Source organism: Janthinobacterium sp. FW305-128 (assembly GCF_020858135.1).
GTDB lineage: Bacteria > Pseudomonadota > Gammaproteobacteria > Burkholderiales > Burkholderiaceae_D > Janthinobacterium.
The window spans coordinates 1-1,283 of sequence record NZ_JACYMK010000036.1 but is presented as its reverse complement, the minus strand read 5'-3'; the positions used below and the strand labels follow the sequence as shown (position 1 = coordinate 1,283).

At 47.8% G+C, this 1,283-nt stretch carries 2 tRNA genes and 2 rRNA genes; all 4 read left to right on the top strand.

Annotated features, from left to right (window positions below):
* Nucleotides 1-91, top strand: a 16S ribosomal RNA gene (locus IGS60_RS28205); the annotation flags it as partial.
* 82 nt (nucleotides 92-173) lie between these two features.
* Nucleotides 174-250 (top strand) — tRNA-Ile (locus IGS60_RS28200).
* 107 nt (nucleotides 251-357) lie between these two features.
* A tRNA-Ala gene (locus tag IGS60_RS28195) sits at nucleotides 358-433 on the top strand.
* Nucleotides 434-677: 244 nt separating this feature from the next.
* Nucleotides 678-1,283: ribosomal RNA gene (locus tag IGS60_RS28190) — 23S ribosomal RNA — on the top strand; the annotation flags it as partial.

Here is a 1,283-nt window from a genome sequence, read left to right as displayed (position 1 = left end):
AAGGAGGGCGCTTACCACGGTAGGATTCGTGACTGGGGTGAAGTCGTAACAAGGTAGCCGTATCGGAAGGTGCGGCTGGATCACCTCCTTTCTAGAGTTTGCACGAACCAGTTAAATGGTTCACGCATCAAATGTTCACACTTATCGGCTGTTAATAAAGAAGAACAGCATTTGGGGCTGTAGCTCAGCTGGTTAGAGCACCGTGTTGATAACGCGGGGGTCGTTGGTTCGAGTCCAACCAGCCCTACCAGTAAAAGCGTCAAACGAAAGTACAAACCTACTTTCGTTTGGTTGATAGCTAAAAACCACTGGCAAAGCCAGATGATTTTTAGAAGTCAAAGCCACGCAAGACCCATAGGGGGATTAGCTCAGCTGGGAGAGCACCTGCTTTGCAAGCAGGGGGTCGTCGGTTCGATCCCGTCATCCTCCACCAAGTACTTTGAAAGTGCAAACGTAAGCCAGTCAACGACTTGGGTTTAGGTTTGATCTTTTAGCGATCAAAGCTGTTTCGTTCTTTAACAATCTGGAAGAAGTAAAGATTATTTATTGATCGGTTTGCTGTAACAAGCAAATCGATGGGTAATGATTGTATGTATCAACAAACAAGCAACAACGTTGTACTTTCTTATCCCTGTAGCGCTCTTTAGTCATGCAAATGATAGAGGCTAACGTTATAGGGACAAGCGAATAAGTGCACATGGTGGATGCCTTGGCGATTACAGGCGATGAAGGACGTAGTAGCTTGCGATAAGCTGCGGGGAGTGAGCAAACACACTTTGATCCGCAGATTTCCGAATGGGGCAACCCACCCTTTTAGGGTATTGCATACTGAATACATAGGTATGCAAGGCGAACGCGGCGAACTGAAACATCTAAGTAGCTGCAGGAAAAGAAATCAACCGAGATTCCCAAAGTAGCGGCGAGCGAAATGGGAAGAGCCTGTACGTGATAGTCGGACCGATAACAGAATCCTCTGGAAATAGGAGCCATAGCGGGTGATAGCCCCGTATGTGAAATCGGACCGGTGGTACTAAGCGTACGACAAGTAGGGCGGGACACGTGACATCCTGTCTGAATATGGGGGGACCATCCTCCAAGGCTAAATACTCGTAATCGACCGATAGTGAACCAGTACCGTGAGGGAAAGGCGAAAAGAACCCCGGAAGGGGAGTGAAATAGATCCTGAAACCGTGTGCATACAAACAGTAGGAGCGGACTTGTTCCGTGACTGCGTACCTTTTGTATAATGGGTCAGCGACTTACATTCAGTGGCAAGGTTAACC